The organism is Streptomyces misionensis, assembly GCF_007896895.1.
Classification (GTDB): Bacteria; Actinomycetota; Actinomycetes; order Streptomycetales; family Streptomycetaceae; genus Streptomyces; species Streptomyces misionensis_A.
The window spans coordinates 36,723-43,312 of the sequence record NZ_VOGW01000054.1; the positions used below are offsets into that span (position 1 = coordinate 36,723).

General features: G+C 68.3%; 4 protein-coding genes and 4 pseudogenes. 6 read left to right on the top strand and 2 right to left on the bottom strand.

What is annotated here, in order from left to right:
- Positions 1–61 precede the first annotated feature (61 nt).
- Positions 62–271, top strand: coding sequence for a hypothetical protein (locus tag FRZ03_RS09825; protein ID WP_146464774.1), 210 nt, complete (start codon positions 62–64; stop codon positions 269–271).
- A gap of 770 nt (positions 272–1,041) precedes the next feature.
- Here the strand turns inward: FRZ03_RS09825 and FRZ03_RS09835 are convergent.
- Complete coding sequence (locus tag FRZ03_RS09835; RefSeq protein ID WP_315902631.1) at positions 1,042–2,319, bottom strand: alpha/beta hydrolase; 1,278 nt, start codon at positions 2,317–2,319, stop codon at positions 1,042–1,044.
- Between the two features lie 81 nt (positions 2,320–2,400).
- Positions 2,401–3,060, bottom strand: a complete 660-nt coding sequence (locus tag FRZ03_RS09840; RefSeq protein ID WP_261398804.1) for an alpha/beta hydrolase family protein — start codon at positions 3,058–3,060, stop codon at positions 2,401–2,403.
- Between the two features lie 504 nt (positions 3,061–3,564).
- Here FRZ03_RS09840 and FRZ03_RS09845 point away from each other — a divergent pair.
- The 5 genes and pseudogenes from FRZ03_RS09845 to FRZ03_RS09860 form a co-directional block, all read left to right on the top strand.
- Positions 3,565–4,187, top strand: a pseudogene (locus FRZ03_RS09845) (response regulator).
- A 323-nt stretch (positions 4,188–4,510) separates the two neighbouring features.
- On the top strand, positions 4,511–5,107 hold the full coding sequence (locus tag FRZ03_RS40185) for an IS256 family transposase (RefSeq protein WP_261398805.1): 597 nt from the start codon (positions 4,511–4,513) through the stop codon (positions 5,105–5,107).
- 11 nt (positions 5,108–5,118) lie between these two features.
- Positions 5,119–5,450: pseudogene (locus FRZ03_RS40190) on the top strand (transposase); the annotation flags it as partial.
- 183 nt (positions 5,451–5,633) lie between these two features.
- A pseudogene (locus FRZ03_RS09855) lies at positions 5,634–5,954 on the top strand (tyrosine-type recombinase/integrase); the annotation flags it as partial.
- A 151-nt stretch (positions 5,955–6,105) separates the two neighbouring features.
- Positions 6,106–6,590: pseudogene (locus FRZ03_RS09860) on the top strand (transposase); the annotation flags it as partial.

Consider the following 6,590-nt stretch of genomic DNA (forward strand, 5'->3'; position numbering starts at 1 on the left):
GGCGGTCGCGCCGGGCGCCGTGCTCATCGGTGCCAGCCTGCCTCTGATCATTTCGGGAGTCATGACCCTTTTCCAGCGGCGCACGCCCGCCTCCCTGATGGGCCGGACCGATGTCGCGTTGAACGTGCTGATAGGAGTACCGCAGACTGCGGCCATCGCCGGTGGAGCGGCTTTGATCGCGCTGGTGGACTACCGCCTGATGTTCGCGGTGATGGGGGCCCTGATGGTCGCCTCGGCGCTCTACCTGGCCACCCGCACCTGGGCAGCATGACGATGCGGCGCGGATGAGAGCCCGCGCCCCTGTGACGCAACGGGAGTACGGGCCCGCACGCGTTCCTGGGCTTGGAAACAAAAGTCTCTAAGTCGGGTAGCCGGGTCACGGAAACGTGACCCGGCTACCCGACTAAGCCGTTCGGGTCGCTCGAACATCGGAAGGAGACAAGGGCCCGGTCCTGGCACGTCGCCACTCACCCCGCAGGCTGAGGTGATCGCTCTCAAGGAGGTGCTCACCAGCTTGCTCCGGACTCTGCCAGAGCCGATCTTGGTGAAGGAGCAGCACCCACGATCAGTTCGTCAAATCTCCATGACCACTGGACAGGCCCGCTGCAGCGCGCATCGACCGCAACAACGCCGGCACTGTCGGGACTCGGCCTCGACCCGGTCGAGCACCCGATGGGCGTCGGCGAACACATCAGGCCGACGCGACCGGCCGTACCGCGGTGCCGGGCGTGTGGGTGGCCGGCACCGCCACCGACCTGACCGCTCAGGTCGTCAGTGCGGCGGCGGCCGGCACCGTGAGTGCCGCCGCGATCAGCGCCGACCTGGTAGCGGAGGACACGAACATCGCCGTTGCCGCGCTGCGGTGCGCACGAGACGAGCCGGGAACGGCGGGAGGGCCGAGAGCTGTAGACACCTGTCCGGTCGGCCCAGCCCTGTTCCCCTCCGGTCACTCCGTATCGCCACAAAGATCACCAGAGCTGGGACATGTCCTGCGAACCCGGTGATGCGCGAACGGAGAGCCCCTACGCGGAGGGCTGCCGTTCAGGGAACGGCGGTGACGTCCACCTCCGTGATGGCCGCGTCGGGATGCCGTGCGCCCGTCAGTACCGGTTCCTGCCCGGTGTCGCCGAGGAGGTAGCGGCGGAAGAAGGCATTGAGATACGTGGTGGCGACATGGCGCTGCTGCGGCTCGGTCAGCTGCCTGGTCGGTGCCGCGCCCTCGCGGTCGGTGCACTGCCCGGGGTGTCCTTTCACCGGCGTGGCGTCGTCGGCGGCTGCGACCTGGTGGCTCTCGGGCGACCACTGCGTGTTGAAGGAGTTGTGGTTCGCCCCGTGGATCGCGAACCGGTAGAAGCCACTTCCGGCCTCCTTCGCCGCGTCGGCCGCGAACGAGAGGGCCTCACCGCCGACTTGCCCGTCGCATGTTCCCCGGAAGGTGGCGAAGGGTGTCTTGGTGATCGTGTAGTTGGACATGTCCTCCGTCATCACGTTGTAGGCGGGCGCCAACGCCGCCACCGCCTTGACGTCGACGCCCGTGGGCCACTGCTTCCGGTGGCTGTCAGCCGCCTGCCAGGTGACCCCTGCCCCTGCCCTGGAATGGCCCATGATCCCCACGTCGCCCATGTCCACGTGGTGGGCGAAGCTGACACGTCGCGCCGCTCCGGTCTCCGGGTCGGTGAACTTCCCGGCGAGCTCGCCCTTGTCCTCGGAGCTGAGCTCCTGCCACAGCCGCAGATGCCTGTTGATGAGGTCCGCCCGCGTGGCGGCGTTGTCGTCGCCCGTCACGGAGGAGGCGTTGATGCCGTTGCCGCCGATCGAGACCACGACGAAGCCCTGTCCGGCCAGGGTCCGAGCCAGGTAGTCGTACCCGCGCTCATTGGGCAACGCGGGTGTTCCCGGTGCGCAGGGCCAGGCGAACAGCTTGGCACCGGCAGCCTCGTACGCGGCGTCGTCGCCCTTGCGCAGCGCAGCCGTGCGCGCGGCGTCGGCCTTCCGGTCGGCGCAGGTCTCGTGCAACCCGTGCATCATCAGGATCAGCGGGTGCCGCCCCGTGCCCAGGTCGGCGGGGTAGTGCACCACACCGGTCAACTCGGCCGGCTCACCCGTCTGCGGCAGATGCCAGGCCGTGTCCCCCAGGTCGTAGCGGACCGACTTCGTGGTCCCGGAGGAGGACACCGGGCTCCGGTACGCCGCCTCGGTCACTCCCGCGGCGCCCGCCGTGGACGTGTACGTGAAGGTGGCCGCGGCCACGGACAGCGCCGCCGCCGACATGCCCAGCAGGCGAACCGGAACCCTCATGCGCTTGTGTCGCTTCAACATGTCTCCATTCGTCAGTACGGGGCCCGGGTCGGAGCGTGCGGTGCCGCTCGTCGTCGCCCCAGGGGCCGAAGTGATGGTTTTTCAGCGGGCGGCGTCGTAGGAGTCCGCCACGAACGCGATGACCCGTTTTTGCAAGGCGGCGCCTGAGGCACCGGCCTTCTTGATCATGTCTGTTCCGTGGAAGCCGCTCTTGTCGATGACGAGTTCCTTCCTGGGGGCGGCGGAGGCCGCGTAGACCTCGCGGACCTGCTTCTCCACCGCGCCGTCCATGTCACCGGGCGACACCACCAACAGGGTGGGAACCTTCAGCCTCCGCACCGCCGGTACCGCGTCGGCCCCCAGGCACCGGGCGGGCGAGGACATCATCAGAAGGCCCACCACTGGCAAAGGCGTGTCCACGCCGGCGACGGCTGCCGTCGTACCGCCACACGACGCACCCCCCAGGAACACCCTCTTCGCACCGACACGGCGCAGTTCAGCCAGACCGGCCTGGGCATCGCGGACGATGTGCTTGTTCTGGGCCAAGTGCTCGGACGCGCCGTGATTGCGGTACTCGGGGATGACCACGTGGTAGCCACGCTTCGCCAACTGCCGCCCGATGTCGAGGAACGAGCAGATGCTGTAGCCCTGCTCGTGATCCAGAAGGACACCGTCGGGCCCGTCCCCCAGGACCAGCGCCGACAGATGCACCCCGTCGCTGGTCGTCAGCGTGGTGGCCCTGTTCCTCAGGTCCTTGGGCACACATGTGTTGACGAGATATCCCCGAGCCGTGCGCACGGTCCGGTCGGGCGAACTCGGCTTGTACGAGACCGGCTGGTGATCCGGTGGCGGCGCGGGAGTACGGCTTCCCGCCCCGGACGGCGTCGACGCGGGGGACGTCGACGCCCCCGCCTTCGCGTCACGCGCCGGCTTGTCAGCCGAGCCCGAACAGCCCGACACCAGGCCCAGACAGCCCAGCGCAACAGCGGCGACGACTCTGACTCTCAACACAGCGCTCCTCGGATTTCACCCGCACGTCGGTGTCCCGTGCACAAGCCCGGGCACACAGGTCCCGCGCCAGGACGGAACATCCCTTCACGACCCGATAGACGTATGGGCCTGCCCGAGGTTGCAGGCCACTTCTGACGATTTACCTTCCGGAGGTGGCGGACAGGCCAGGCCGCAGGTGCGCGCTCACACCGCGCGGTGGACTGCAACCCAGTTGCCCTTCACCCCGCCAGCCGAGACCCAGCCTGAGGCCCGCCCATGACCGACGACGCCCCCATCCGCCTGCTTCTGGCTGACGACCACCCCGTCGTGCGGGCCGGGCTGCGCGCCGTGCTGGCAACCGAACCCGGCCTCGTGGTCATGGCCGAAGCCGCCGCCGAGGACGCCGTCACCCGCGCCGCAGCAGGAGATATAGACGTCGTGCTGATGGATCTGCAGTTCGGGTATGGCGGCGCCGAAGCCACCGCCCAGAGCACCGCCCGGCCGCTCCCCGCGTGCTGATCGTCAGCACCTACGACTCCGACGCCGACGCTCTGCCCGCGATCGAAGCCGGCGCCACCGGCTATCTCCTCAAGGACGTCCCGCGCGAGGACCTGGCCGCCGCCGTGTCCACCGGCGCCGGTCGCACCACCTTGGCGCCTACTGTTGCCGACCGGCTGATGAACCGGCTACGTGCTCCAGGCGCCACTATGTCCCGGCGCGAGACCGAAGTCCTCGCCCTGCTTGCCGATGGTCTGTCCGATCAGGCCATCGGCAACCACCTCCACCTGACCGAAGGCACCGCCAAGTCCCACCTGGCCCGCATCCACGCCAAGCTCGATGTCGGCCCCCTCACCGCGGCTGCGGCCAACGCAGCGGACCTCGGCTTCATCCGTCGCTGATCCGAGCGCACATGAAAGGTCGGAGCCGAAACGCAGCCCACCCTCCCACCTCAGCCAGCGAACGAACGCAACGACCAGGGATCGACGACCACGAAGGTGCGGAGGTACCTGAGCGGCCCGGCCCCCAGGGGGGACTGTAAATCGTTCGGTGTAACTCCCGATCATGGAGGATGCATCGATGACCAGTGAGAACGTGGCTGAGCAGGACGCTGTAGAGTCGGCAGCGGCTGTGTCGGCGAAGGCCGTGGACGCCCAGCTGATCGACGAGCTGGTGAGCCTCGCCCAGGCCGAGGGCCTGCAGTTAACCGGCGAAGGGCGGACTGTTGCAGCAGTTGACCAAGCGGCTGCTGGAGTCCGCGTTGGAGGGCGAGATCACCGACCGCCTCGGCTATGACAAGCACGATCCGGCGGGCAAGAACGGTGGCAACTCGCGCAATGGCACACGCTCCAAGACGGTACTGACCGACGTGGGGCCGGTGGAGATCGTCGTGCCTCGCGACCGGGACGGCTCCTTCGAACCGAGGATCGTCAATAAGCGGCAGAAGCGCCTGACCGGGGTCGACGAGATGGTGATCTCGCTGGCCGCGAAGGGCCTGACTACCGGCGAGGTGCAGGCCCACCTGGCCGAGGTCTACGGCGCTGACGTCTCCCGCCAGACCATCTCCACCATCACCGACAAGGTGCTCGAGGGCATGGCCGAGTGGCAGAGCACGCCCCTCGACACCGTCTATCCGGTCGTCTGCATCGACGCCATCCACATGAAGATGCGCGACGGCGCGGTCGCCAACCGGCCGATCCATGTGGCCTTGGCCGTGACCGCCGAGGGCCGGCGGGAGGTCCTGGGCCTGTGGGCCGGCGACGGCAGCGAGGGCCCAAGCACTGGCTGCACATCCTCACCGAGATCAAGAACCGCGGCGTGAACGACGTCCTCATGCTGGTCTGCGACGGGTTCAAGGGCTTGCCCGAGGCGGTGGAGACTGTCTGGCCGCGGACCACCGTGCAGACTGCGGGGTGCATCTGCTGCGGAACTCCTTCCGCTATGCCGCCCGCCAGGGCTGGGACAAGATCGCCAAGCTTCTGAAGCCGGTCTACACAGCACCGACCGAGGAGGCCGCCCTGGAGCGATTCGCGGAGTTCGCCGACGCCTGGGGCCGGAAGTATCCGGCGATCGTGAAGCTGTGGGAGAACGCCTGGGAGGAGTTCACCCCGTTCCTGCGGTTCGACACCGAGATCTGCCGTATCGTCTGCACCACCAACGCGATCGAGTCGGTGAATGCCCGTATTCGCCGGGCGGTCAAGGCCCGTGGACACTTCCCCCACGGGCAAGGGCGAGGCCCGCTGGACCATGCGCTAGAAGACCGCGCTGAACGCCTTCAACATCACCTTCGACGGCCGCCTCTCAGCAGCCCGCCAGTAACCCAACCACCCCAGTTACACCGCTCGTTTGACAGGCCCGCCGCAGGTACGACGTGGCAGCACAGCGGACATGTGTTCACCACTCTTCACGGAAGAACGATCGACCCGACCAACCTCACTCGCGCCTTCAAGACGCTCCTCCGCAAGGCCGGCCTCCGCCGCATCCGCTTCCACGACCTCCGGCACTCCACCGCAACCCTGCTCCTGGAACAGGGCGTCGAACTCGTCGTGATCAAGGAACTCCTCGGCCACGCCTACATCGGCGTCACCGCCACCGTCTACGCGCACGTCCGACTACGCCTCCAGCGCGATGCCATCGACCTCCTCGGCCGCGCCCTCGACCGCCCCTGACATACGTACGGCAACGGCGGCGGACGCCCAGGTGTCCGCCGCCGTTGCCGTCAACTACTGCCGTCAACCCGGCCAGAAACCCCGTTACTGACCTTCAAAGCGTGGTGCCGTAGGGGCTGACGCCTCATGATCCCTGCGGTATGCCGACTGCATGAGGTATGCGCAAGGGGGCGGGCTGACCGACGAGCGGCGGGCCTTGCGCGAGCAGCTGAGGATGGAGGCGGCCGAGCGGTTCGTCCAAGGCGACGAGAACGCGGTCATCGCGCACGAGCTACGGGTCAGTGTCCGGTCGGCGCAGCGCTGGCGCAGGGCCTGGTCCCAGGGCGGGCCGAGAGCCCTGGCATCTAGGGGTCCTGCGTCATTGCCGCTGCTCAGTGACGAGTTGTTCGCGGTGCTGGAGCGGGAACTGGCCAAGGGGCCGGTGGCACACGGCTGGCCGGACCAGACCCGGACCCTGTCACGGATCAAGACGCTCATCGGGCGCCGGTTCCACAAGAGCTACACCGTGCAGGGTGTGGCCGCGCTGCTCAAGAGGCGTGGCTCGAGCTGCCAGGTGCGGCCCGGCGGGCGGTGAAGCGCGACGAGGCGGCGGTGGCCGGCTGGGTGAAGGAGACCTGGCCGAGCGTGGAAGGACCG